Origin of the sequence: Clostridium ihumii AP5, assembly GCF_000612845.1 — a bacterium.
Lineage (GTDB): Bacteria > Bacillota > Clostridia > Clostridiales > Clostridiaceae > Clostridium_J > Clostridium_J ihumii.
Map to the genome: position 1 here is coordinate 94,723 of NZ_CCAT010000083.1, position 25,268 is coordinate 119,990.

21 protein-coding genes are annotated in these 25,268 nt (G+C 25.2%); 20 read left to right on the plus strand and 1 reads right to left on the minus strand.

What is annotated here, in order from left to right; all coding sequences use genetic code 11:
• Positions 1 to 26 precede the first annotated feature (26 nt).
• A complete protein-coding gene (locus BN346_RS16225; protein ID WP_040330013.1) occupies positions 27 to 2,675 on the minus strand; it encodes a cation-translocating P-type ATPase in 2,649 nt (882 codons plus the stop codon).
• 1,151 nt (positions 2,676 to 3,826) lie between these two features.
• Between BN346_RS16225 and gcvT the strand changes: the two genes are divergently transcribed.
• From gcvT to BN346_RS16325, 20 genes are all read left to right on the plus strand, one after another.
• Positions 3,827 to 4,939, plus strand: a complete 1,113-nt coding sequence (gene gcvT, locus BN346_RS16230) for a glycine cleavage system aminomethyltransferase GcvT (RefSeq protein ID WP_040330014.1) — start codon at positions 3,827 to 3,829, stop codon at positions 4,937 to 4,939.
• 28 nt (positions 4,940 to 4,967) lie between these two features.
• A complete protein-coding gene (gene gcvH, locus BN346_RS16235; protein WP_040330016.1) occupies positions 4,968 to 5,360 on the plus strand; it encodes a glycine cleavage system protein GcvH in 393 nt (130 codons plus the stop codon).
• Between the two features lie 2 nt (positions 5,361 to 5,362).
• The gene (gene gcvPA, locus BN346_RS16240) at positions 5,363 to 6,703 is read left to right on the plus strand and encodes an aminomethyl-transferring glycine dehydrogenase subunit GcvPA (RefSeq protein WP_040330017.1); all 1,341 of its coding nucleotides are present in this window, start codon (positions 5,363 to 5,365) and stop codon (positions 6,701 to 6,703) included.
• Complete coding sequence (gcvPB, locus tag BN346_RS16245) at positions 6,703 to 8,160, plus strand: aminomethyl-transferring glycine dehydrogenase subunit GcvPB (RefSeq protein ID WP_040330018.1); 1,458 nt, start codon at positions 6,703 to 6,705, stop codon at positions 8,158 to 8,160. The genes gcvPA and gcvPB overlap by 1 nt, the downstream gene beginning before the upstream one ends.
• A gap of 437 nt (positions 8,161 to 8,597) precedes the next feature.
• Positions 8,598 to 9,983 carry a dihydrolipoyl dehydrogenase gene (gene lpdA / locus BN346_RS16250; RefSeq protein ID WP_040330019.1) on the plus strand — a complete coding sequence of 462 codons (1,386 nt, stop codon included), beginning with the start codon at positions 8,598 to 8,600 and terminating at the stop codon, positions 9,981 to 9,983.
• Between the two features lie 302 nt (positions 9,984 to 10,285).
• Positions 10,286 to 11,260, plus strand: a complete 975-nt coding sequence (lplA, locus tag BN346_RS16255; protein WP_040330020.1) for a lipoate--protein ligase — start codon at positions 10,286 to 10,288, stop codon at positions 11,258 to 11,260.
• Positions 11,261 to 11,525: 265 nt separating this feature from the next.
• A complete protein-coding gene (locus tag BN346_RS16260; RefSeq protein ID WP_051540464.1) occupies positions 11,526 to 12,020 on the plus strand; it encodes a GNAT family N-acetyltransferase in 495 nt (164 codons plus the stop codon).
• Positions 12,021 to 12,214: 194 nt separating this feature from the next.
• Positions 12,215 to 12,568 carry a DUF3785 family protein gene (locus tag BN346_RS16265; RefSeq protein WP_423219659.1) on the plus strand — a complete coding sequence of 118 codons (354 nt, stop codon included), beginning with the start codon at positions 12,215 to 12,217 and terminating at the stop codon, positions 12,566 to 12,568.
• An 88-nt stretch (positions 12,569 to 12,656) separates the two neighbouring features.
• Positions 12,657 to 12,983 (plus strand): DUF1904 family protein, encoded by a 327-nt coding sequence (locus BN346_RS16270; RefSeq protein WP_040330022.1) that lies wholly within the window; start codon positions 12,657 to 12,659, stop codon positions 12,981 to 12,983.
• A 229-nt stretch (positions 12,984 to 13,212) separates the two neighbouring features.
• Entirely contained in the window at positions 13,213 to 14,064 is an 852-nt protein-coding gene (locus BN346_RS16275; protein ID WP_040330023.1) for a DegV family protein, read from the plus strand.
• Between the two features lie 187 nt (positions 14,065 to 14,251).
• Positions 14,252 to 14,749: a transglycosylase SLT domain-containing protein gene (locus BN346_RS16280; RefSeq protein ID WP_040330025.1), complete on the plus strand. Its 498-nt coding sequence runs from the start codon at positions 14,252 to 14,254 to the stop codon at positions 14,747 to 14,749.
• Between the two features lie 70 nt (positions 14,750 to 14,819).
• Positions 14,820 to 15,584 carry an ABC transporter ATP-binding protein gene (locus BN346_RS16285; protein WP_040330026.1) on the plus strand — a complete coding sequence of 255 codons (765 nt, stop codon included), beginning with the start codon at positions 14,820 to 14,822 and terminating at the stop codon, positions 15,582 to 15,584.
• Positions 15,571 to 17,481, plus strand: a complete 1,911-nt coding sequence (locus BN346_RS16290) for an FtsX-like permease family protein (RefSeq protein ID WP_040330027.1) — start codon at positions 15,571 to 15,573, stop codon at positions 17,479 to 17,481. Before BN346_RS16285 ends, BN346_RS16290 begins: the two co-directional genes overlap by 14 nt.
• Before the next feature lie 670 nt (positions 17,482 to 18,151).
• Complete coding sequence (locus BN346_RS16295) at positions 18,152 to 18,847, plus strand: response regulator transcription factor (RefSeq protein ID WP_040330029.1); 696 nt, start codon at positions 18,152 to 18,154, stop codon at positions 18,845 to 18,847.
• Between the two features lie 3 nt (positions 18,848 to 18,850).
• Positions 18,851 to 19,828, plus strand: coding sequence for a sensor histidine kinase (locus BN346_RS16300; RefSeq protein ID WP_040330030.1), 978 nt, complete (start codon positions 18,851 to 18,853; stop codon positions 19,826 to 19,828).
• A gap of 15 nt (positions 19,829 to 19,843) precedes the next feature.
• Positions 19,844 to 20,596, plus strand: a complete 753-nt coding sequence (locus tag BN346_RS16305; protein WP_040330031.1) for an ABC transporter ATP-binding protein — start codon at positions 19,844 to 19,846, stop codon at positions 20,594 to 20,596.
• Positions 20,586 to 22,457, plus strand: a complete 1,872-nt coding sequence (locus BN346_RS16310) for an FtsX-like permease family protein (protein ID WP_040330032.1) — start codon at positions 20,586 to 20,588, stop codon at positions 22,455 to 22,457. The genes BN346_RS16305 and BN346_RS16310 overlap by 11 nt, the downstream gene beginning before the upstream one ends.
• Before the next feature lie 116 nt (positions 22,458 to 22,573).
• Positions 22,574 to 23,251, plus strand: a complete 678-nt coding sequence (locus tag BN346_RS16315) for a TraX family protein (protein ID WP_040330033.1) — start codon at positions 22,574 to 22,576, stop codon at positions 23,249 to 23,251.
• Between the two features lie 154 nt (positions 23,252 to 23,405).
• Positions 23,406 to 24,362: an ATP-binding cassette domain-containing protein gene (locus BN346_RS16320; RefSeq protein WP_040330034.1), complete on the plus strand. Its 957-nt coding sequence runs from the start codon at positions 23,406 to 23,408 to the stop codon at positions 24,360 to 24,362.
• Positions 24,355 to 25,041 (plus strand): ABC transporter permease subunit, encoded by a 687-nt coding sequence (locus tag BN346_RS16325; RefSeq protein ID WP_040330035.1) that lies wholly within the window; start codon positions 24,355 to 24,357, stop codon positions 25,039 to 25,041. The genes BN346_RS16320 and BN346_RS16325 overlap by 8 nt, the downstream gene beginning before the upstream one ends.
• Positions 25,042 to 25,268 lie beyond the last annotated feature (227 nt).

A 25,268-nucleotide genomic window follows, 5' to 3' on the forward strand; every position in this document is an offset into this window, starting at 1 on the left:
TACTTTTTAAGTACTTCTATTTTAAATTATAAACTTATTGTTGATTTTTCAGTAGAAAGAATTTTTGAAAATTTTCTATCATCTACAATAACTTTTTTTATTTGAATTATTAAAGTTGGTATAAATGATAACAAATATATTAAACCTAATTGTTGTATTGAAAGTGTTGATACTTCAAATAATGATTTTAAAGGTGGAACAATTAAAACTAATGTAAGCATAATGAAGCCTGATAAAAATGCTAAAATACTATACTTATTAGAGTTAAGTCCAAGTTTAAATATTGATAAGTTTCCTCTACAGTTAAAACCATGAAATAATCTAGCAAGGCAAAGTGTTGCAAATGCCATTGTACTAGCAGTAGAAGCATCACCTGTTTTTAGTCCTGTCATAAAGGCAATTATAGTAAAAATAGAAATTAATAGCCCTTCAAGTGAAATAGCTTTTACAAAATCTTTAGTTAAGATAGAATCCTTAGCATTTCTAGGTTTTTCATTAAGAATATCATCATTGCCAGGTTCAACACCAATTGCTATAGCTGGAAGGCTATCTGTAAGCAAGTTTATAAATAATAAGTGAACAGGTGCAAAAGGCATTGGTAATGCTAATAATGATGTAAACAATATAGCAATTATTCCAGCAGTGTTTCCAGATAGTAAAAATCTAATAGAATTTTTAATATTTCTATAGACATTACGTCCATTAGCAACGGATTTTACAATAGTTGCAAAATTATCGTCAGTTAAAATCATGGAAGCTGCATCTTTTGAAACTTCTGTACCAGTTATTCCCATGGCAATACCTATATTAGCTTGTTTTAATGCTGGAGCATCATTAACACCATCACCAGTCATTGCTACTATATTGTCTTTATCTTGAAAAGCTCGTACTATTCTTATTTTATGCTCAGGAGAAACTCTAGCGTAAACAGAGATTTTATCTACTTTTTCTCTTAATTCTTCATCAGAAATTTTTTCTAGTTCTAATCCTTCCATAGCAAGATCACCGTCTTTAAAAATTCCGATTTCCTTAGCAATAGCACAAGCAGTTATTTTATGATCCCCAGTTATCATAACAGGTTTTATACCAGCTTTTAAACATTCGCTTACAGCATGCTTTGATTCTTCTCTAGGAGGATCAATCATTGATATTAAACCTAAGAATGTATAGCCATATTCATCTTCTAAAGAAAGAGAATAATCTTCAGATATTTCTTTATATGCAAAAGCTAAAACTCTTAAGCCATTTTCAGAAAAAGATTTGTTAGTATTTTGTATATTTTCAATATCCTCTTTTGTAATTTCTTTTATACCATTAGAAGTTTTAATATATTTGATTCTATTAATTAAAACATCAAGGGCACCTTTAGTAAACATTAGATTATTATTGTTTAAATTATGAGAAGTACTCATTAACTTTCTATCAGAGTCAAAGGGTATTTCTGATATTCTAGCATAAGAATTTCTAAGAGATACTTCATCTAAATTATATATTTTACCTAAGTTAACTAAAGCAACTTCTGTAGGATCACCAATTTCATTATTATTAATAACTGTTGAATCATTACAAAGAATGGCTGACTTTATTAATAAATCTTCAGTTTCATTAGATAAATCATATTCATTAGAGTTTATAATTTTGTTATCAACAAAAGATTTTTTTACAGTCATTTTATTTTGTGTAAGTGTTCCAGTTTTGTCAGAGCATATTACAGAAACACATCCAAGTCCTTCAACAGCTTTTAACTGTTTAACAATAGCATTTTCACTAGCCATTTTTTGAGTTCCTAATGCAAGAACGATAGTTACAATTGAACTTAAGGCTTCTGGAATAGCAGCAACAGCTAAAGCAACAGCAAACATTAAAGAATCTAATATAGGGGTTCCACGATATACGTCAATTCCAAATATAACAACTGAAATAGCTAGAATTATAATAGCTAATTTCTTACTGAAATCATCTAAGTTAGCTTGTAATGGTGTCTTTTTAGCTTGAGTATTCTCAAGAAGAGATGCAATTTTACCAATTTCCGTATTCATGCCAGTATCAGTAACTATAACAGTAGCTCTACCATAAGTTACTAAACTACCTGAGAAGACCATGTTTTTTTGATCACCAAGTGCTAGTTCTGTAGAAGATATAACGTCACTAGTTTTATTAACACTTTCAGATTCTCCAGTTAGTGAACTTTCATTAACTTGAAGTGAATAATTTTCTATAACTCTACCATCAGCTGCAACTAAGTCACCAGCTTCCAAAATTAAAATATCTCCAGGTACAACTTCTCTAGATGGTATCTCAGTTTTAACACCATTTCTAATTACCTTTGAGTTTGGTGCAGATAAAGCTTTAAGGCTATTTAGTGATTGTTCAGCTTTAATATGCTGAACAGTACCAAGTATTGCATTTAATGTTATAACTACAAAAATTACTAAAGTACTTTCCATATTACCTATAGCCATGGAAACAAAACCAGCAATTATAAGGATAAGAACTAATAAATCTTTAAATTGCTCTAAAAAAATTACAAAGGTACTTTTCTTTTCTTTTTCTTTAAGTTCATTTGGGCCATGTTTTTCATTTTGTTTTTTTACCATTTCGTCATTAAGTCCTTCAAGAGAAGAATTTAATTCATTTAAAATTTGATTTGTTGATTGTGAAAAATAAGTTTTCATAAAATAAGTACTCCCTCCTATATTTTTACATCTAATTTAACAAAAAAGACCTTTGACATAGATTTCAAGTCTTATTGAAATCTATGTCAAAGGTCTTGTAACCAACTTTCAATTGGTATATATCTCCAGGCAAATTGCCGGAATGTTGAAGATACATTTATAACTACTCCCCTTTAACATGGGATTAATTTTATTAAATTATGTTTTAATAATATATTTATTCTAAATAAAAGTCAATAGATATATCAAATAAATTTATAATAATTATATTAATATAGTCTATGACTAAGATGTATAAATGGAACTAAAAGTTGTAAGTTTTAAATAATGATAATTTGAAAATATTGTTAAAAATTAAATTTACAAATGCATTTAAAGTTTATTTATATTTAATAAGGTTTAAATTTTAAAATAATATATTACAAATTAGTGAGATTATATAAATAAAATAGAAATTAGATAGTAGTAATAAAAACCTAAACAAAGCACCAAATTTATGCTTAAAAATATAAAAATTTAGATATATTAAAAAAGTATAATTTAAATCAAGAAAATATAAAAACATAACTTTACCGAATTAGTATAAAAAAATATATAAAAATCTTAATAAGAATCTAAAAAATAAAGTTATAATAACTATATAGAATAGATGTAATTATAAGTATTTAAAATATAAATAATTACTATTTGAAATCTAAATTACCAAATTAAATATTTTAAAAATTTACAATAACAAATGTATAAATATAAAACAAATAATATATTTAATTATGTATATGGTTTACAAATAATAGAAACGCAATTATAATGAAAGTAAATAATAGAAAATTTAGAAAATTATATAAACTTAAACAATTATTTAACAAACTTAATATAAATTTTAGTTATAAAATTTATATTAATGAATATTTAATATTATAAATAAGTATAGGATTACAATTAGCAAAGTAGGTAATAAATTATTGATTTAAAATTATTGTTAATTTTGAAATATTTTCGGGCTGATCTTATTATTTATAAAAATAAAAGCAAAACATTAAAATAATTATTAAGATTTGAATTGAAATATTAGATATTAATAATTATTAGTATCTTTTATATATTTTAATTTCATTATTGAAATTAATATGATAATTGGGGGGTATATTTAAATGCAAGAATTAAAAAAAACTCCATTAAGAGGAGTGTATGAACAGTATGGTGGAAAAGTTGTTGAATTTGCAGGCTATGAACTTCCAACACAATTTAAAGGCTTTTTACATGAACATGAGACAGTAAGAGAAAGAGCAGGATTATTTGATGTATCTCATATGGGGGAAGTTACAGTAATAGGTAAGGATGCACAAAAATTTGTTCAATACTTAGTTACTAATGATGTTAATACTCTTAATGATAATGAAGTTTTATACACTTTTATGTGTAAAGAAACTGGTGGAGTAGTAGATGATTTATTAGTTTATAAATTTAAGGAAGATGATTTTTTCTTAGTTATAAATGCTAGTAATAAAGAAAAAGATGTTAAGTGGATATTAGATCATAAAGGTAATTTTGATATTGAGATAAAGGATGTATCAGAAAATATTGCTCAATTAGCATTACAAGGTCCAAAAGCTCAAGAGATTCTACAAAAATTAGTTTCTATGGATTTAAATGAAATAAAATTCTTTAAAGCTAGAAGAAATGTAATTGTGAATGGGAAAGAATGTTTAGTATCAAGAACTGGATATACTGGGGAAGATGGTTTTGAAATTTATTGTAAACCAGAAGATGCAGAAGAACTATGGAATGCTATGTTGAAAAATGGAGAGGAATTTGGGGCAGAACCAATAGGTCTTGGAGCAAGAGATACATTAAGATTTGAAGCAACATTACCTCTTTATGGAAATGAAATGGATGAAAATATAACTCCATTAGAAATGGGATTTGGATTCTTTGTAAAATTGAAAGTTGAAGAGGATTTCATAGGAAAAGATGCACTAATAAAACAAAAAACTGAAGGAATAACTAGAAAATTAGTTGGTTTTGAACTTTTAGATAAAGGAATTGCAAGACATGGATATGAAATTCTAAAAGATGGAAAAGTAATAGGACATGTAACAACAGGATATAAATCACCAACATTAAAAAAATCAATAGGACTTGCATTAGTAGAGATAGATTACACTAAAATTGGAACAGAATTTGATATAAAAGTTAGAAATAAAGAATTAAAAGCAGTTGTTATAGACAAGAGATTTTATACAAAGAAAACTCAAAGTAAATAGATATTTTAAATAAATAGGGGGTATAAATATGAAAGTATTAAATAATTTATTATACACAAAGGACCATGAATGGATAAAAGTTGAAGGAAATAAAGCATATATAGGTATAAGTGATTGTGCTCAACGTATGCTTGGAGATATAGTTTTTATAGAATTACCAGATGTTGATGATGAATTAGAAAAAGGCGATAGCTTTGCAACAATCGAATCAGTAAAGGCAGCATCAGATAGTTATATGCCAGTATCAGGAACAATAGTAGAGGTTAATGAAGAATTAGATGATAATCCAGCAGCATTAAATGAAGATCCATATGAAAATTGGATGATAGCTATAGAGTTAAAAGACGAAAAAGAGTTAGAAGAATTAATTAAACCAGAAGATTATGAGAAAATTTGTGATGAGTTAAGTAAGGAGGCATAATGATGTTTCCTTATATTCCAAATACAGAAAAAGAAACTAAAGATGTATTGGATTTTCTAAAAATGAAATCAATGGATGACTTATATTATGATGTAAGTGATGACGTTAAGCTTAAAAGAGATTTAAATTTAGAAAGTGGATTATCAGAACTTGAAGTAGAAAAACGTTTAAAAGATATGAGTATAAAAAATAAATCAATAGAAGATTTAACATGTTTTCTAGGAGCAGGAAGTTATGATCACTATATTCCTGCAGTTATAAAATACTTAACTGGAAGATCAGAATTTTATACAGCATATACACCATATCAAGCAGAACTTAGTCAAGGAACACTTCAATCTATATTCGAATATCAAAGTATGATTTGTAACTTAACAGGAATGGAAGTTTCAAACTCATCTATGTATGATGGTGCAACAGCAACAATGGAAGCTGCATCACTTGCAGTTGTTAGTACAAAAAGAAAGACTGTAATAGTTTCAAAGTCAGTAAATCCAGAAACAAGAAAAGTATTAAAAACTTATTTAAAATTTAAGGGACACAATTTAATTGAAGTAGATTTAAATGATGGAGTAACTGATATTGAAAAGGTAAAAGAACTTCTTAATAAAGATGTGGCTGCTGTAATTATTCAAACACCTAATTTCTTTGGTTTATTAGAAGAGGTTGAGGAGCTTGAAAAAGTTGTTCATTCAAATAAATCATTACTTATAATGAATGTTGATCCAATATCACTTGGAATATTAAAAAGTCCAGGCAGTTTAGGAGCAGACATAGTAGTAGGTGATGGTCAATGTTTAGGTGCTAATATGAGTTTTGGGGGACCAGGACTTGGATTTATGAATACAACTAAAAAGCTTATGAGAAAAATGCCAGGTAGAATAGTTGGAGAGACAGAGGATGTTGATGGAAATAGAGGATTTGTTTTAACACTTCAAGCAAGAGAGCAACATATAAGAAGGGAAAAGGCAACTTCTAATATTTGTTCAGATCAAACATTAATGTCAATTGGAGCAGCTATGTATATGGCTACACTTGGAAAAGAAGGAATAAAAGAAGTTGCTAAACAGTGTCTAGCAAAATCCCATTATGCTTATAATGAATTAATTAAGAGTGGAAAATATAAACCAGTATTCAACAAACCATTCTTTAAAGAATTTGCAATAAGATCAGAAGCTTCACCTTGTGAGATTAATAAAGAATTATTAAAATCTAATATTTTAGGTGGATATAATTTAGAAAAGGTTTACCCTGAGTATGAAAATTCAATGCTACTTTGTGTAACAGAAAAGAGAACAAGGGAAGATATAGATAAATTAGTAAAAGTGATGGAGGCGATATAATGGGAAAGTATAATAAAGTTATATTTGAGCTGTCATCAGAAGGTAGAAGAGGCTATAAACTTCCAAAGTTAGATGTACCAGAGGTAAAGCTTGAAGAGATTCTTCCTGAAAATCTTATAAGAAAAGAAGAATTAGAACTTCCAGAAGTTAGTGAAGTTGATATTGTAAGACACTATACAGCTCTTTCAAATAAAAATTATAGTGTAGATAAAGGATTTTATCCATTAGGTTCATGTACTATGAAATATAATCCTAAAATAAATGAAGATATGGCAGTACTTTCAGGTTTTTCTAAGATACATCCATGTCAAAGTGAAGAGATATCACAAGGTGCATTAGAACTTATGTATGATCTTTCCGAAAGATTAACAGAAATAACTGGTATGGATGATTTTACATTGCAACCAGCAGCTGGAGCACATGGAGAACTTACAGGACTTTTATTAATAAAGGCATATCATGAAAATAGAAAAGATTTTAAGAGAACAAAAATAATAGTTCCAGATTCAGCACATGGAACTAATCCAGCAAGTGCAGCAGTTGCTGGGTTTGAAGTTGTTGAAATAAAATCAAATCCTGATGGAAGAGTTTCTTTAGAAGAACTAAAAAAAGCTCTTAATGATGAAATTGCAGGTTTAATGCTTACTAATCCAAGCACGCTTGGATTATTTGAAAAAGATATAAAAGAAATAAGTGAATTAGTTCATGAAGCTGGTGGACTTTTATACTATGATGGCGCAAATATGAATGCTATTATGGGAATAACAAGACCAGGAGATATGGGATTTGATGTTTGTCATTTAAATCTTCATAAAACATTTTCAACTCCACATGGTGGTGGTGGTCCAGGATCAGCTCCAGTAGGGGTTAAGAAAGAATTAGCAAAATTTCTTCCTTATCCAATTGTAAAAAAAGAAAATGAAAAATATATATTAGATTACGATAGACCAGACTCAATAGGAAAGATTAGAAGCTTTTATGGAAATTTTGGAGTTATGGTTAAAGCATATTCATATATATTGACAATGGGAAAAGAAGGTTTGAAAGCAGCATCTCAAAATGCAGTTTTAAATGCTAACTATATAAAAGAGTCATTAAAAGAATATTATAATTTAGGAAAAGATGATGTATGTAAGCATGAGGTGGTTTTAAGTACATTAAAAGACAATCCACATCATATTGCTACTATAGATATAGCTAAAAGGCTTATAGACTATGGAATTCATCCACCTACAGTATATTTTCCACTTATAGTTGAAGAAGCTTTAATGGTAGAACCAACTGAAAGTGAAAGTATAGAAAATTTAAATGAATTCATTGAAGTAATGAAAAAAATAGCAGTAGAAGCTAAGGAAAATCCTCAATTACTTCATGAAGCTCCTCACAATACTCCAGTAAGAAGATTAGATGAGGTAAAAGCAGCAAGGACACCGGTATTAAAGTGGTCTAGCAAATAATTAAAAAGGGTTAAGATTTAAGAAAAGTGTATATAGGCAATTCTTAAGTCTTAACTTTTTTATTCTATAGGGATACAAGTCTAAACTTTAAGTTATTTATGTTTTAGTTGAGAAAGAGCAATTTGAAGTGTTATACAAAATTAACAATTAACGATGAGGGATAAAACTGAAGTCTCAGTTTATTTGAATCAATTTTTATGATAATTTGCTAAGCAAATTAGTTTGAAAACAATATGAAAATATAGTTTTTATGGAATTCTATTCATAAATATTAAGAACGAAGTGAATAATATTAACCATCATTGTTAATTGTTAACTGTTAATTGTTGATTGGTTCTAAACATGATAATAAAAATAAACTGTAAGTTTAATATTATCATTTGATAAAGATACTATTTAAACATTGATTATTATAAATATTTATAGGGGGTTATGATATGAAAGATATAATTGTAATTGGGGGAGGACCAGGAGGTTATGTTGCAGCTATAAGAGGTGCACAATTGGGTATGGATGTTGCTGTAGTAGAGATGGATAGTTTTGGTGGGACATGCTTAAATAGAGGATGTATCCCAACTAAAACATTATATAGAAGTGCAGAAATAATGAAAACACTTAAACATATTGATGATTTTGGTATAGAGGTAAATGATTACAAATTAAATGTAGAAAAAGTACAGGAAAGAAAAGCAAATGTGGTAAATACATTAGTTGGTGGTGTAGAACAATTATTAAAAGGAAATAAAGTTGAAATTGTAAAAGGAAAAGCTTTTTTACAAGATAAAAATACAGTTAAGGTTGAAACAAAAGATGGAGAAGTAATTTTGGAAGGAAAGAACATAATTATTGCAACAGGATCAAAGCCAGAAATGCCTAATATTAAGGGGATAGAAAATGAAAAAATTATAACTAGTGATGAAATTTTGGAATTTAAAAGCATACCTAAGGAACTTGTAGTTGTTGGTGGTGGAGTTATAGGTATGGAATTTGCAAGTATATTTAATGCTATGGGAAGTAATGTTACAGTTATAGTTGCAAGAGATTCAATATTATATGATGTAGATAGAGAGTTAACTAAACGATATACAGCTATGGCAAAAAAATCTGGAATAAGTATAAAAACATCTACTAGAATTAATGAATTTATTGATGCTGGAAATGAAGTTATTATTAAGTGTGAAGATAAAAAAGGAGATGTAGATTTTAAAGCAAATGAAGTTTTAATAGCAAAAGGAAGATATGGGAATTTTGATGGCATGAATTTAGAAAAAATAGGCATAGAGCATGATAGAAAAAGAATAAAAGTTGATAAAAACTATAAAACAAATGTAGAAGGAATATATGCTATTGGAGATGTAAATGGAATATCATTGTTAGCACATGCTGCATCACATCAAGGTGTAGAGGCAGTTGAATATATTTGTAAAAATAAACAATGTCATGAATCAATAATTCCAGGATGTATATTTACATTTCCAGAAATAGCAACTGTGGGTATGACAGAAGAAGTGATAAAAGAAAATAATATACCATATGTAAAAAACAAATTTTTATTTGGAGCTAATGGAAAAGCTTTAGCATTAGGTGAAGGTGAAGGATTTGTTAAAGCAATATGTAATAGTGAAAATCATAAATTATTAGGTATTCATATAATGGGACCACATGCTTCAGATCTAATTCATGAAGGAGTAGTTGCCATAGAAAAAGGAATGACTGTAGATGATTTTAAAGAAGTTGTGCATGCACACCCAACACTTGGAGAAGCTTTCCATGAAGCAATAATGGGATTAAATAAGGAAGCTATACACAGTATAACTAAATAATTTCTATATATAGGGTTTTAAGCTTAAAAATGAAATTATTCAAATGTTAACAATTAACAAAGAATGATAAAACTGATTTCACTTTTCACTCTTAACTCTTACTTGGTTCCAAATATAAAAATAGAAATAAACTGTAAGCTTAATAATACAATTTGAGAAAGACATTACTTTAAATTTGAACTTGGAACCCTATATAAAATTAGAATTATCAAAGAGTAGAGTTAGAAGGAGAAAATTGGATTAGAACCATAAGATAAAATTATTATTGTAACATTGAAATCTTACAAATGGGGGATTAAAAAATGAGATATATTGATAACTTGAGTACTGAACCATATTTTAATTTGGCATCAGAGGAGTACTTCTTAAAAAACACTGAAGAGGAGTACTTTATACTTTGGAGAAATGAGCCTTGTGTTGTAGTTGGAAAAAATCAAAATACTTTATCAGAAATAGATTTAGATTTTATTGAAAAGAATAATGTTAAAGTTGTAAGGCGTCAAACTGGTGGTGGTGCTGTATTTCATGATTTGGGAAATCTTAATTATACTTTTATAGTTAATGACGGGAAAAGTTTCAATGATTTTGAAAAGTTTAGTATACCAATAATAGGTGCGTTGAAAAATCTTGGTATTAAAGCGGAATTTTCTGGTAGAAATGATTTAACTATAGATGGAAAGAAGTTTTCCGGAACAGCTCAATGTAAATATAAGAATAGAGTTATGCATCATGGAACATTACTTTTTTCAGCAGATATTTCAAATCTAAGTGGAGCATTAAAGCCTAAAAAAACAAAATTTGAAGGAAAAGCAGTTAAATCTGTTACAAGTAGAGTTACAAATATAAGTGAATATTTAGAAAAAAAGATATCTGTATTAGATTTAAAAAAAGAAATATTTAACTATATAACAGAAAATGAGAATAGTGCAGTGATAACTAATTTTACAGTAAAGGAAATAGAAGAAATAGAAAAAATAAAAAATAAAAAATATAAAACTTGGGATTGGAATTTTGGAAAATCACCTAATTATAATTTTTATAACGAGTGTAAATTCAAAAGCGGCACTATAGAATTAAGTATTAAAGTAGAAGATGGAATAATGAAAAATGTAAAAATTCATGGTGACTTTTTTGGTGTTAAAGATATAAGTAATATAGAAAAAATCTTAGAGAATAAACCACATAGGAAAAATAATATAAAGGAAGCATTAAATGGAATAAAAATAAATGAATATTTTGCAGGAATTGAATTAGATGAGCTTATGAATTTATTTTAAAATATTTTTTGAATTACACTATTGAAATTTTCAAATTATTCGAATATATTATATGGAGAATAATTACAAAATTTAAATAATAATCTAAGTAGTGTTTATGTAATTATTACAAAGAATATTAACTTTGAAATAAATATTAATAATATACATTAAATATTGTAACAATACAATATTTAATGTATATTACAATATGGATATATTTTACTTAAGATATAGAAATTTTAAAAATACGGTTTAATAATAGTGTAAGGGGATATGAATAAGGATGATAAGGTTGGCATTAAAAAACGATATAGATAATGTTGAGCAGATAGTTCACGAAAGTAAGTTATTAATAGAAAAACAAGGACCTGTATGTTGGGATATAAAATATTCTAGTGGAGATAACATTGCCTTAGATATAAAAGAAAAAGCTTTATTTGTTCAAGAAATAGAAAGGAGAATAGTTGGATTTATATGTGTAAATAATAAAGAAGTAGAAGGATACGAATCTATTAATTGGAGCTGCAAAGATAATTTTTTGGTTATTCATAGGATTTTAGTAGATAGAAGAATTAGACGAAATGGTGTTGGTACTATGCTAATGAAATTTACTGATGAACTTGCAAAAGAAAAGGGTGTAAAAAGTATAAGAGTAAATATATATAGTTTAAATATGAATGCACAAAATTTTATTGTTAATTGTGGTTATAAAAAGGTAGGGGAAATTTTTATACATGGAGTAAAAGAATATTTTTATTGCTATGAAAAAATTTTATAAAGAATTTATATTACTTTCTTTCAAATGTGATTAATAATTATGGAGTATATTTAAAATTATGTTATACTCAATTTAATTAAGGCATTTGAAAGAAAATAAAAATTAAAGTTAAATATGAAAGGAATTTTATAATGGAATATAAATTTAAATATGAAGATGAAGAATATGCTATTTTAAAAGAGAATTGTGAGTACATATTAAATGATGAAGAAAAGGAAGTTAACGACTTTAATATTGATAATGTTTTAGAACTTTTAAATAATTGTGACGAAGTTTTTTTTGATAAAGAATATTATAGTGATCCTTGTGAAGTTTGCTTGGAAGGAAAAAAAGAAAAACTAAAGTTTTTTAAATTTCTAGAATATCATTTTTACATATTCACAAAAGAAGAGAATTATGTAATTAGTAGTATTTCAGAAGAATATAAAAATACTTCTTTTATGAAACTATTAAGAGATAGAAAAATAGACAATAGTTATATAGTAAGTATTATATATTGTCCTTATTGTAAAAAATATACTATAGAAATAGAACAATGTGAAATGTAGATTTAAGTATTGAAAAATAAATATATTTTTTGTGAGAAAAATTTGTTATAATTAGTATCATTCAAAAAAATATGGAAAGGGTGTTTTTATGCCTATATTAAAAGTTACTGGTGTAGAAGAGAAAAAAGTATTAGAAGTAAGTGAAGAATTAATAAATGAACTTGAAAATATAATAGAGTGCCCAAGAGATTATTTTTCTATAGAATTTACAAATTCAAAATACATAATGGATGGAAAAATTGTAATGCCACCTACTATAATTGAAGTATCATGGTTTGACAGAGGACAGGAAGTTCAAGATAAAGTAGCATTAGCTATAACTAAATATTTTAAAGATGAAAACAAAGAATGTGTGGATGTTATTTTTAATAATTTAAAAGAAGAAAGATATTATGAAAATGGAAAACATTTTTAAATGTTAACACATTTTATACATATGAATTAAGACATAATTTATATAAACTATATAGAATAGCAGGTATCTAATTAAGTATTTAATTAGATACCTGTTTTAATAATTATTTAAAACTGTTATAATACTTAATAATATATATAGAAATAATGTGAAAAGTTAGATTGTTTTTTCTATGCAATAAATAAGTAATTTTTAAGTATATACTTAATTTTTAGTGGAGGTAAAGACTGTGGGCGTAAAAATAATAACGGATAGTACTAGTTATATACCAAATAAATTCATAGAAGAATATGATATATCTATAGTATCTTTAAATGTATTATTAAATGAAAAGAGTTATAGAGAAGTTGAGCTTGAAAATGAATTTTTTTATGAAGAAATGTCAAAGGCGAATGAAATCCCAACATCATCACAACCAAGTATAGATGAGTTTTATAATGCTTACGAGAAAATCGCTGAACAAGGAGATGATATTGTAGGATTATTTATATCATCTGATATGAGTGGTACATATTCAACATCAAATTTAGTTAAAGATATGATATTAGAGAAATATCCAAACTGTAAAATAGAACTTATAGATTCTCGTTCTAACTGTATGCAGATGGGGTTTGCTGCCATGGTAGGTGCAAGGATTGCTAATGAAGGTAAAGATATATGTGATGTAGTAAATGGTGTTAAAGATGTTATAAATAAAAGTAGATTTCTATTTGTACCAGATACATTAGAATATCTAAAAAAAGGTGGAAGAATTGGTGGTGCAGCTGCATTGTTTGGTGCAATTCTTCAAATAAGACCTATACTTACAGTTGTTGATGGAAAAACTACTGTATTTAATAAAGTTAGAACTAAGAAAAAAGCTGTTGAAAAAATTATAGAAACAGTTGTATGTGATATAAAGGAAAATGGGATTGGAGAAGTTATAGTTCATCATATTAATTGTGAAGAAGAAGGATTAGAGCTTGCTAATAGATTAAGAGAAGAGCTTAACGTAGATGTAACTATACAATCTATAGGACCTATAATAGGATTACATGTTGGACCTAAAAGTGTAGGTGTAGCTTATTATACTAAAAATTAAATTGTGAGTAAAAATATAAGTATCAAGAAAAGAACACAGTATTCAGACTGTGTTCTTTTTTTCTTACAAGCATGTAATGTTTATGAAATAAAAATCGATATTGAAGTTTAAAATTATTTATTAAAATAAAAACATAGAAATTACAAAAACAAATTAATAAATAGAAAATTAATGGAGGAATAAAATTATGAAAAAATTAATTATAGCATTAGTAACTGTTGGTATAGTTGGGGTTAGTGGAATATTATTTGTAAGACAAGGATTATATCCATTGAATCATAAAATAGAAATAAAGAAATATGCAGAAAAGTATAATGTAGAGCCTGCTTTAGTTGCAGCTACAATACATTTTGAAACAAATTTCAAAGAAACACCTTATAAAGAAGGTAAACCATCAGGGCTTATGAATATAAATGATGAAAGTGGAATAAGAATTGCGAATGAGGCAAATATAAAAATTGATAATAAAGAAGAGGTTGCACTTGCAGATAACAACATTAATATAGGTACATTTTATATATCCAAAATATTTAATGAAAAAAATTACAAAGAAATGATGGCAAAATGGATAGAAAGAAATGGAGAAGTAGAAGAAGCTGATAAAGTTTATGCAAGTCAATATTATGGAGAGAAAATAGAAAAACGAGAAAAAATATATAAATTCTTATATCCAAGTCTTAAATAATAGAACTAGTTAAATGCATTATTGTTGATGAAAAATTCAAATAAGCAAAGAATAAGTTGGAGGTTATTTCATGAATAAAGTATTAGAAATAAAAAGTGTATCAAAAGTATATAGAAATAAAGGCATACAGTATTCAGCGTTAAAAAATATTAATTTAAATGTATATGAAAGTGAGTTTATAGCAATTATGGGACCGTCAGGAGCAGGAAAAAGTACACTTTTAAATATTGTATCAACAATAGATAAGCCATCTAGTGGAGAAGTTTTGATAAATGAGAAAGATATATCAAAATTAGATAATAAAAAATTAGCTAAATTTAGAAGAGAAAATTTGGGATTTGTTTTTCAAGATTTTAATTTGTTAGATACGTTAACTATAAGAGAAAATATAGCATTGCCATTATCTATAAGTGAGGTGAATTCAAAAGACATAAAAAAATCAGTAGAGAATGTTTGTGATATATTGGGAATAAAAGAACTTTTAGATAAGTATCCTTATGAAGTATCAGGAGGACAAAAACAACGTACAGCAGCTGCAAGAGCTATAGTTAATAATCCATCTATAATTCTTGCAGATGAGCCAACAGGGGCATTAGACTCTAAATCATCCAAAGATCTTTTAGAAAGATTTGAAAAACTTAATGATGAAAATAATGCAACAATTATGATGGTTACCCATGATGCAAATGCTGCAAGTTATTGTAAAAGGGTTGTATTTATTAAAGATGGAATGTTATATAAAGAATTAAATAGAAATTCGGGCAGAAAGGCTTTCTACAAAGAAATATTAGATACCTTAGCATATATAGGTGGTGATTCCTATGACGATAATTAATATAGCTAAGCAAAATGTAAAAGGAAATATAAAAAATTATATTATATACTTAATGTCAATAATAATTTCAGTAACAATATTTTTTATATTTAAGTCTTTAGAATACAATGAATCTGTAAATTTAGCATTAGAAGGAAGTGCTAAACTTAGTGTGGGGTTTAATGCAGCATCAATGGTTTTACTGTTCTTTTCAGGTTTGTTTATATGGTACTCAAATGATTTTTTCTTAAAGAAAAGGAAAAAAGAAATTGGATTATATGCCATCTTAGGTATAGAAAATAAAAAAATAGGAAAAATTCTATTTTTAGAAACATTTTTTATAGGAATTATTGCACTTGTTGTAGGAATAATTTTAGGAAGTGTATTATCTAGAATTTCTACTTTATTATTAATAAAGATAATAAATTTAAATGTGGAATTAGGACAAGTTATAACTATAAAAGCAATAATGAAAACTGTAATATCATTTGTTGCTATATTTATTATAGTATCTTTTATAAGTGGATCTACAATTTATAAATTTGAACTTATAGATTTATTTAAAGCTGAAAATAAAAGAGAAATTGAACCTAAAGCATCATACTTTAAATCAATATTATCTCTAGTATTAATAATTTCTGGATATTTAGTCTATTTGGGAGCTATGAAATCACCAAGTTTGCAAATATCAATAGTACTAACTTTAATGTTAGTTGTAAGTGGAACATTTTTGTTTTTTTCATCTTTCTTAATTTATTTAACTAAAATAAAAAGGAAAAATGAAAAGAAGCATTATAAAGGACTTAATATGATAATAACGTCTAAATTATTATATAGAATAAAAGGAAATGCTAAAAGTTTAGCATTAATATCAGTTTTAAGTGCAACAACTATAACAGCAATGGGTATTACTATAAGTTATCATAATAAATTCATTGGTGATTTTGATGAAGTATATCCATATTCATATGTTGTATCTACAAAAGATAAAAGTTTAAATGAAGGTATACTAAATACTTTAAGTGAAGAAAATAATATAGAAGTAATAGGAAATACTAATGGAGAAATAACTGATTTAGAAGTAAGCATAAATGGAGGAAAGAATTTTGTTAAGATGATTCCACAAAGTTATTTTTATAGTATCAATAAATTAAGAAAAAATAAGTATACTATGGAAAAATTAAATAGTGGGGAATGTGCTTATTTTTACGAATATGGAGAAGGAAGTAAGAGAGAATATAAGTTTTCTACAGTAGACATAAAAGATAGTGATATAAAGCTTTCCATAAAGGAATACTATAAGGAAAATTTATTAAATGAACATATGTCTATTGAAACTATGGTTGTAAATGATGATGATTATAATAAAATTAAAAGTGCAGGAGAAATATATAATTTAAATTTATATCAAATTAAAAGTAATAATGATTTAAAAGTAACTGATGATAAAATTGAAAATATGGTAGATAAAAGTTTGTTAAAAGACAAAAATAGTAATAAAATGCTGTCATATTCATCTTATTATAAAAATTTAAAAGAGCAATCAGCATCTATTGGCGGAATGTTATTTATAGGTGTTTTTATAGGAATAGTATTTTTAGCTGCAACAGGAAGTATAATATTTTTCAAACAAATTTCAGAAGCAACAGAAGAAGTTAATAGATATAAAACTTTAAGAAAAATAGGTGTGGATGATAAAGATATAAAAATTTCAATATACAAAGAAATGTTGAATGTATTTTTAGCACCATTATTTATAGGTGTGTTTCATAGTACTATAGCTATATCATTGATATCCAATGCTTTTAACCAAAATATAATATTAATTTTAATAAAAGTATTAACTCCATATATACTAATTTATTTAGGATATTACATGCTAACAGCAAAAAATTATTACAATATAGTAAACAATTAAAATATATTTAAAAATATTTATAAGCAGGGTAAACACCTTGCTTATTTTTTCGACAAAGAGTATATAGGGTTATAGATGATAAACTAAGGATATAAATTAATAAAGGTATAAATTGAAAAGCAAAGTTGTAATACTATATAGGATTCTAAGCTAAAAAATGAAATTATTCAAATATTAAATGAGAATGGTAGTAGGAAAGGAAACAGTAATTATTTAAAACGTTGTTCATAAAAATTTCAAAGAAACTCTAATAAATTTATCATTTTATTTTCAAGACTAAACGGCTATAAGTGAACTAAATTAAGACCTATGTAATTAAATTCTAGTCTATTTTTCATAACTCTTCGTCAGCAATTCACATTAATAAAATGCCATTATTGATGAGAATTACTTCCTTGATTTATAAAAAATATACATTGAATTTTCAATTACATATTTCTAAATTTAGTTCACACTACGTCCTGTCTAGGCAGTCGCTGAACCTGTCCTTGGGTTCAGGTCTTGAAAATAAAAAATAGATTAATAAGAGTTTCTAAATCAATTTTTAAAGAAATACTAATTTAAATAATTCCTGTTTCTTGATGAAAGAAAAAAGATTTTCAATTGAGAAAGATGTTATTTTAAATTTGAACTTGGAACCCTATAATAGATTTTAAAAGGAGTGACACAGATGAGTTATAAAATAATGATAGTAGAAGATGATATGAACATATCTAAGTTGTTAGGTGATTATATAGAAAGATATGGATATGATGTTTGTAAAATAGAAGATTTTGAAGATATTATGGTGAAGTTTAATGAAGAAAATCCAAGTTTAGTTTTAATGGATGTTAATTTACCTAAGTTTGATGGATATTATTGGTGTACAAAAATAAGACAAAAGTCACTTTGCCCTATAATATTTATATCTGCAAGAGATAGTGAAATGAATCAAATAATGGCAATAGAAAGTGGAGCAGATGATTATATTATAAAACCATTTAATTATGAAATTGTAAGGGCTAAGATAAAAAGTAATTTACGAAGAGTTTATGGTGAATATGCAACAAACACAAATGAGCGAGTTGTTAATTTAGAAGGACTTATATTATATCCAGAAAGATTAGAACTAGAAATGAATGATAAAAAAATAATTTTAAGTAAAAAAGAAAGTGAACTTATAGATTGTCTTATGAGTAAATATCCCAAAGTTGCTACAAGAGATAATCTTTTGGAAAAACTTTGGGATGATCAGTTTTTTGTAGATGATAATACTTTAAATGTAAATATAACAAGAGTAAGAAAAAGGTTTTTAGAATTAGGTATAGAAAATGCAATTGAAACAGTAAGAGGTGCTGGATATAGAATTAATATAAGTTGGAGGTAGAAAATGAAACTTTTTATAAAAGATAATTTAGGATTTATATTAATATATATTTTTAGTTTTGTATTAGTTTTCTCATCAATGCTTATATTTCAAGGGTTTAATACAATAGGTAATTGCATTTACTTTGTATTTTTAAATTTATTTGTTTTAACAGTATACATGTTATATAGATATTATAAAAATAGAAAGTTATATAATGGATTATCTAATAAGTATAATAATTTTGAAGAAATAGTAAATGAATTTGGTAATTCATATTTAGGAAATGAATTAAATAGATTAACTAATGATATGTACGGATTCTATCAAGGAGAAGTAAATAATCAAATAAAAAATCAAAAAGAGCAATTAGATTTTATGAATCAATGGGTACATCATATGAAAACTCCACTTTCAGTAATTAAATTATATATGCAAGAATATGAAGATGAAGAATTTGTTGATGATATTAAAAGTGAAGTTGATAAATTAGAAAGAGGATTAAAACTTGCATTATATAATGCTAGATTGGAAGATTTTAGGAATGACTTTTCATTAAAAAAATTTGAACTGCAAGGTGTTATTAAGGAATCAGTGAATTCTTTAAAAAGTTATTTTATAAAGAATAAAATTTTTCCTAAAGTTCAAATTGAAGATAATATTATAATTAATAGTGATAAAAAATGGATAGAATTTATATTAGAACAAATTTTAATAAATAGTATAAAATATTCAGTGGGAAAGGGAAAATATGTAGAGATTATGGCTAAAAAGGAAAATGAAAAAGTAGTTATTGAGATTATAGATGATGGTATTGGAATTTCTAAAAGAGACATAAAAAGAGTATTTGAACCTTTTTATACAGGTAGTAATGGTAGAGAATATGGAGAATCTACAGGTATGGGGTTGCATTTAGTAAAAGATGTTTGTGAAAAATTAAATCATGAGATTTATATAGAATCAGAAGAAGGTGTAGGTACAAGAGTAAAATTAGTTATATAGAAAGTTGGTGGTTTAATGAATTTGCTTGAGACAAAAGGAATTTATAAGATTTATAGTAAAGGTGAGATTGCTTTAAATAATATTAATTTCAGATTAGAGGATAAAGAGTTTGTTGCAGTTATGGGACCATCGGGCAGTGGGAAAAGTACACTTTTAAATATTTGCTGTGGAATGATAAAACCATCTGTTGGAAGTATAATTTTAAATGAAAAAGAAGACATTGTTAAATATAATGATGAAAAATTAAATATATATAGACGGTCAAATTTAGGATGTGTTTTTCAAGATTTTAAGTTATTAGATTATTTAAATATACAAGATAATATAATACTTCCATTAACATTAGAAAAAGTAAATATTAAAGAAATAAATAGAAGACTTAAATGGTTAGTAGAATATTTAAATATAGAAGATTTATTGAAAAAGAAAATATTTGAGGTATCAGGAGGAGAAAAACAGAGAGTAGCTATAGCAAGAGCATTAATAATAAATCCCCAAATTTTATTTGCAGATGAACCAACGGGAAGTTTAGATTTTAAAAGTAGCCAAGATGTAATGAAGCTTTTTAGTAATATAAATAAAAAAAATGGCACAACTATATTTATGGTTACCCATGATCCATATGTAGCTAGTTTTGCTGATAGAGTTTTATTTTTGAGAGATGGAGTTATATATAATGAAGTTTATAGAGGTGATAATAAAGGCTTGTTTTACAAAGAAATCTTAGATGTTCTTTCTTTTCTAGGAGGTAGAGATTATGAATTTTGAAGAGATACTTGTAAAGAGTACCTTAAGAAATCTTAGAACATATATAAATTATATATTAAGTAGTGCTAGTGCTATTTTTATATTTTTTATAACATCATCACTTATAAATCATCCTGTTATAAATCAACATAATGGAGAAGATATAAAGCTTGCTATTTTGTATACAAAGCTTGGCGTTTTTATAATTTCTATATTTTTTATAATATATTCAATTGATTTATTTGTAAAAATGCAAAAAAAGAACTTTGGAATATTTTTAGCATTAGGAGTGGATAAAGTTAAGTTTTATAAAATTTTTATTATAGAAAATTTAATTATTGGAGGTATTTCATTAATCTTAGGAATTATATTTGGAGTTATATTTTTAAAATTATTTTTAATAATATTTAGTTCTATAACTAATATAGACAATATAAAATTTTACTTGCCTGTAAGTAGCATAATAGAGTCTATAATTGTATATGGAATTGTATTTTTTTTAATTTCTATATATGAGTGTAAAAAAGTTTTAGAAGAAAATTGTATAGAACTTTTAAAAAATAATAAAAGTACTAATATTAAAATTTCTAAAATATTCAAAGTGTTGTTTTTAATTTTAAATGTAATGTCAATTATTATGTTTAGCATAATGATAATATATAGAGATGCTAAATTTATGAATTATGCAAAACTAATTTTTATGCCATTAGTGTTAATAAGTTTAAATATATTTTTGTTGAAATATATTATTCCATGCATTATACAAGTATTGTCAAATTTGAAATGGATTAAATTAAAAGCTAATAATATTATATTGTTTGCATCTGTTAAAGAAAGTTTTATAAATATGGCAAATATAATAGTATTAGTTACATTTTTATTTACAGTTACATTTTTTATAATATCTATAAACTATGTTAACATTGTTACTATAAAAAGGAACTTAGAAATGGAAATACCATCTACATATAATATAATTATCAAAAATAAAAAACAGAGTATACCTTTTGAAAATGAACTTGAAAGTGTATTAAAAATGAACAATTTTAAATATGACAAAAGTAAATGCAAAATTTTAGTAACAGGAGAGAAGTATGATGATATTTCATTAATAAGTAATAGTGATTATAATAAATTAGCTATTTTAAGCAATAGGAAAACTGTAGAAGTAGAAGAAGATAAGTCATTTTTTGTGCCTGTATTTTTTACTGATTATGTAAGAGTAAAAATTTTAAATATTTTAGATGAAGAATTAATAGTAAATAATCAACAAGTAGAGAATGTAATTTATGGTCTATTTAATAATAATTTATATGTTGTATCTGATGAATTTTATAAAAAATTTGAAAAACATTTAGATTATATATATTATGTAGCATATAACTTAGAAGATTGGACTGATGCAACTAGTATAATTGAAGATGTTAGACAGCAATATTATAAGTATGATGAAGATAAACATTTTTATATGATATCTAGAGTAACAAGGTATGAAGAAAATATGTTAAGTGCAAAAATAGTAATGTATTTTTCAATTTTAGTTTGCATTTTACTATATTTTATGGCATTAAGTCTGTTACATATTAGATTTTATAATGAAAAAATAAATAATCAATATAACTTTAAAAATCTAAAAAGTATTGGAATAACTAATAAAGAAATAAAACAGATTATTTCTAAAGAAATGACAATAATATTCTTTATTCCATATATAATAGGAATATTTAATACATATATATTTATGAATATAATTAAAAAAATTTATGTTATAGATATAACAAAACAAATACAATTTATATTAATAAGTATATTGATTTTTAATATACTATACTTTTTTTTATGGAAATTCAAAAGTATAGATAAAATTTTGAGTGAATTATAATAAATGTATATTACAACATTGTAAGCTAATTGAAAGAAAATTAAATGTGTTCATTTTAACATATATAATAAAATATTTTTGTAGAAAGAAAAAATATTTTATTAGGAGGATTATAAATGGATGTATTTACACTTAAAATTTTAGCAATAATATGTATGGTATTAGATCATGTAGCAACAAATATCCCTGGTATGCCAGTATGGTTTCATTGGTTTGGAAAATTAGCTTCGCCTATATTTTTCTATTTTATAGTTGAAGGATTTTTCTATACAAGAAGCAAAACTAAATATATGGGAAGATTATTTGGATTTAGTATATTAATGATAGGAGTAGATTTAATATTTAATATTCATAACAACATATTTTTATCACTTGGAACATCAATATTATTATTAACAATAATAGAATACACAAAGAATAGCAAAAAATATATAATAGGTATCCCAATTGCTATAATAGCAGGACTTTTAGGTGCTTTTACAGAAGCATCATTATTTGGTGTAGGAATGACTTTAATATTTTATTTCTTTAGAGAAAAGAAAATAGCAATGTCAACTGTGTATATATTATTTTCGTTGTTAATAACTGGAACAATATCTATAGTGATGCAAGGCAATGCATATGAACAATTATTTATAAATGATCCACAATGGATGATGATATTTTCTATAATACCAATACTTTTATATAATGGGAAAAGAGGAGTAAATAATAAATTTACAAAATACCTATTCTATATATTTTATCCAGCACATTTAATAATAATTTGTACAATAGCTAAATTTATAGCATAGAAATATTATAATAAAAAAGAAGGATATCTACTTTATAAGTGTAGGTATCCTTCTTTTTACCATTGATTAATTGTGGATTTAGAACTTATAATTAATAGAGTGTATAATTTTAATATAAATTATATATAGAATCTTTTTATAAAGGTGGGATAAAATGATTTTTTTTGAAGAAGTAACGAAGATACATAATAGAGTAGTAAGTTTGGAAAATTTAAACATAGAAATTAATTCGGAAAAAATAACAGTAGTATTAGGCAAAGGGAAAAGTGGAAAGACTACAATGCTAAATATGATTAATGGTTTGGATAAACCAGATATAGGTGAAGTTTATATAAATAATATAAATATAAAAGAATTTGATTCAAAAATTTTAAAAAGCAATTGTGGCTATATGACAACTGGCGGTAATTTATTTTCTAATATGAGTGTAAAAAAGAATATATATTTATTACCTAAAAAATTGAAATGGGATAAAGAAAACTATGAAAGTAGGGTTCAAGAGTATTTTGAAATAGTAGAATTAAATTATTATGAGTATATAAATAAAAAAGTATATGAATTAAATGAAGTTGAATACTATAAGATAGCATTAATTAGAGCATTCTTAAATAATTCTAGTATTGTAATTTTAGATGAACCTTTTAAGGAAGTAACAGTAAATACAAGAATGGAACTTCAAGAGGATTTAATAAAATTTCAAAAAGCATTGAAGAGAACAATAGTATTTGCAACAGATAATATAGAAGAGGCAGTTAAAATAGGAAATTATATTATAATTTTAAATGAAGGTAAATTAGAAGTTTATGATAAGGCAGAGAGTATTATGTCTAACCCCAAAAGTAGTATTTTTACAGAAAGTTTATCAAATGACTTATATTTAAATATGTTAGAAAGTATGAAAATTGAAGATTATATGATACCTAAGTACGGAAAGGAATTTAGTGAAAAAATTTCTGAAAATAAAACATTGAAGGATGCACTTAGTTATATGTTTCAGAAAACTGTATATGATTTGGATATAATAGGTGAAAATGGAAAAATTGTAGGGGCTTTAAATGTTAAGGATATAATTAAAGCATTAACATATTTGAAAGGTGACCAAAATGAGTAAAAAAAGATATATATTAATATTAACATTATCAATAATTCTTGGAATTTCAGTTGTAGTTTTAAATTTATTTTCAAAACAACCATTTTGGAATATATCTCATAGTGTTAAGTATTTATTTCTAAGTCATATATCAATGGCAATTATAACTATGATAATAGGAATTTTATTTACAATATTTATATTTATAATTTTAAACACTAAGATATTAGCTAAATTTTATTATATATACAAATTAATTATAGATATTTTAAGCAATGTACCAAGTATAATAATGTTAGCAATTTTGGGCATTTTAGTAGGAATGGGTAGAAAATCTATATTTATAGTATTGATAATATCTAGTATAATTATTTTTAGTAAAATGATTATCGAGATGAAAAAAAATATGAATATAAATTTATTAAGAACAGCTAAATCTATGAATATGAATACTTTTGAGATTGGAATAAATATTTATATAAAAGAACATAAAAATAAAATATTTAAAAGTGTTGTAAAATCTATTAGAGAAAATATACAAATATTAATATTTGCGCCAATGGTAGGGGTGTATAGTTTAGGAACACCAATACTACTTGCAATTGAAAGAAAAAACATTGAGTTAGTACTAGTAGGAGCATTACCTATAGTAATAATGATGGTTATACTAACATTATTAATTAATAATAATGAACAATAAAGAAGAGAGAAATCTCTTCTTTTTAATTGCAAAAGAATTTAAATAAGTAGTCTAAGGTTTGTTTTTGCAAATTTAATATAAAATTTTAAAATAACATATTGATTTATTAGTGTATTAACTATATAATACATACATAAAGAAAAATAATTAGAATAGGTTCATATATTTTTTTGTCTTGAGTGTATTAATGTAATGATACATTCATTTTCAAGAATTATATAGAGGAG